Annotated in this window: 5 protein-coding genes; 3 read left to right on the forward strand and 2 right to left on the reverse strand. The window is 72.7% G+C overall.

All coding sequences use genetic code 11. From position 1 onward, the window contains the following. Positions 1–342: Ig-like domain-containing protein (locus tag ACM2XV_RS14390; protein WP_487027427.1), on the forward strand; the 342-nt coding region annotated here is incomplete at its 5' end. Here ACM2XV_RS14390 and ACM2XV_RS14395 read toward each other — a convergent pair. Next, positions 335–1,204 carry an ABC transporter ATP-binding protein gene (locus ACM2XV_RS14395; RefSeq protein ID WP_487027428.1) on the reverse strand — a complete coding sequence of 290 codons (870 nt, stop codon included), beginning with the start codon at positions 1,202–1,204 and terminating at the stop codon, positions 335–337. The genes ACM2XV_RS14390 and ACM2XV_RS14395 overlap by 8 nt on opposite strands. 10 nt (positions 1,205–1,214) lie before the next feature. Between ACM2XV_RS14395 and ACM2XV_RS14400 the strand changes: the two genes are divergently transcribed. Then, positions 1,215–1,340 (forward strand): hypothetical protein, encoded by a 126-nt coding sequence (locus ACM2XV_RS14400; RefSeq protein WP_487027429.1) that lies wholly within the window; start codon positions 1,215–1,217, stop codon positions 1,338–1,340. 19 nt (positions 1,341–1,359) lie between these two features. Here ACM2XV_RS14400 and ACM2XV_RS14405 read toward each other — a convergent pair whose 3' ends face one another. Further along, positions 1,360–2,112, reverse strand: coding sequence for a pyridoxamine 5'-phosphate oxidase family protein (locus ACM2XV_RS14405; RefSeq protein WP_487027430.1), 753 nt, complete (start codon positions 2,110–2,112; stop codon positions 1,360–1,362). Between the two features lie 51 nt (positions 2,113–2,163). Between ACM2XV_RS14405 and ACM2XV_RS14410 the strand changes: the two genes are divergently transcribed. After that, positions 2,164–2,330: GntR family transcriptional regulator (locus ACM2XV_RS14410; RefSeq protein ID WP_487027431.1), on the forward strand; the 167-nt coding region annotated here is incomplete at its 3' end.

Below are 2,330 nucleotides of genomic sequence, written 5' to 3' on the forward strand. Positions count from 1 at the left end.
GCGTCGATCGCCGGTGCCGACACTCCGAAGGGCACGGGCACGGCGACGGCGGCAGACACCACGGCTCCGAAGGCCGCGATCTCGTCGCCCGCGTCGGGCACGAGCGTGAGCGGCACCGTCACCCTCGTGGCCACCGCCTCCGATAACGTGGGCCTGACGGATGTGATCTTCCGGGCGGCCGGCGTGACCCTCGGCGCCGGCACCAGGGCGTCCGACGGCAGCTACCGGCTCACGGCCGCAACGGGCTCGTTCCCGAAGGGCACGTATGCCGTCACGGCGGTCGCCCGCGACGCGGCCGGCCACTACACGACGAGCGCCGCGGTGACGCTCAAGCTCACGTAGCGGCGGTGGCGGAAGGCCAGACGCCGCTCGCGCTGCGAAGCAGCGTCTCTTCGGCGTGGTGGCAGGCCGACAGGCGCTGATCCGCGTCGCCCGCGGTGGAACCGGGAGTCCGCAGGGCGGGGATGCTGGTGCGGCAGGCCTCCGTCGCCATCCAGCACCGCGGGTGGAAGCGGCAGCCGGCGGGCGGGTCCACCGGCGATGGGGGCTCGCCGTTCAGGATCCTGCGGCGCGCCAGCCGACCCCGCTCGGATCGGCTCACCGACGGGGATGCCGAGAGCAGGGCGGAGGTGTAGGGGTGCGCCGGGCGGTCGTAGATCTCGTCGGTCGCACCGATCTCCGCAATGCGGCCCAGATACATCACCGCGACGCGATCGGCGATGTGGCGCACCACCGAGAGGTCGTGGGCGATGAACACGATGCTGACACCGAGGCGATGGCGGATGTCGTCGAGCAGGTTGATCACCTGCGCCTGCACCGAGACGTCGAGTGCGGACACCGGCTCGTCGCACACGAGGACATCGGGGTCGAGCGCGAGCGCACGCGCGATGCCGATGCGCTGCCGCTGGCCGCCCGAGAACTGGTGCGGGTAGCGGTGGATCGCATCCTGCGGCAGCCCGACGAGCTCGAGCAGCTCGGCGACCCGCTGCCGCCGCGCAGCGCCGTCGGCCGAGCGCGTCGCCGCCATGGGCTCGGCGATCACGTCGAGCACGGTCATGCGCGGGTCGAGCGAGGTGTACGGGTCCTGGAAGATCATCTGGACACCCTGGCGCAGCAGGGCGCGGCCGCGGCGGCGTCCGGCCGTGACATCCTGCCCGCGGTAGAGAAGCGTGCCGCTGTCGGGCCGGTCGAGCCCGACGAGCATCCGCGCGAGCGTGGACTTGCCGCAGCCCGATTCCCCGACGATGAACGGGGCCTATTCGGCCACCGCCGGGTGGGACGCGTGCACCGGCCTCGGCGTTCCCGACGGCGAAGCGCTGCTGAAGGCGGTGCAGAGCTAGCGTCGGTCGGCGAGCCGCCTCAGCCCCGCACCGTGACGCCCAGCTTCTCGACGAGGGCAGCGCGACGCTCGGCGGCGCGGGCGCCGAGCGCCGCGGCGAGGGCGCTCACGTCGCCGGGAACCGGCACGCCGGCATCCGTCACCGCTCCCGTGATCGGTGCGCCGGCCTGCACGGAAAGCGGCAGAATGCCGGCCCACACGCCGTGGTCCTCACCGTCGTCGTGCGCTTCGCCGACCCCTTGGAAGCGTACCTTGACGCTGACCTGGTCGAGCGGCAGGCGCAGCACCGTCGTCGCGGCAAGCTCCTTGGCGGTGATCTCGCGGACGCCCGCGCGGCGGCCCGGCATGAGGTGGTCGCCCACGATCCAGAGCGCCGCGAGGCGCTGCTCGAGCGGCACCAGCGTGGCGCGACCGAAGATCATCGCGCTGCGGTAGTTGGCCGAGCTGTCGTTGAGCGAGCGTGCGTAGACGAGCCCGTCGAGGTGCGTGACCGTCGCCGACACGGGCACCCCGTCTGCGCCTGCGTCGAGGAAGAGGCCGCCGCCGGTCGATCCGTGCAGCAGCAGCTGCGCGCCGAGCCCGTCGCCGAGGTCGCCCACCGCGTAGAGGTACGGCAGCACGATCGGAAGCCCATCGCGCACCATGCCGACGTGGGCGATGTGCCCCTCCGCGAGGATCTGCGCCAGCACGGCGGGGTCGTCGGTCTGGCGTTCGCGCTTGCGTCGCACGGTGAGGCTGGGTGAGGCATCCGTCATGCTCCTCACGGTAGGCATCGGACTGGTCTAGTGTGGGGTCCACTTTCCGCAAAAGCGAATGGACCAGTCATGCCCGCGTCGAGCAAGAGCGCCCGCGTCGCCGAGTCGGTGCGCGCCATGATCCACGACGGGCGCCTGCGCGCGGGCGACGCCCTGCCGTCGACGCGCGCGCTCGCCGCAGAGCTCGGTGTCGCGCGCGGCACCGTGGTCGCCGCGTTCGAGCAGCTCGACGGCGA

It is taken from the genome of Gryllotalpicola sp. CP2-P1 (assembly GCF_057512245.1).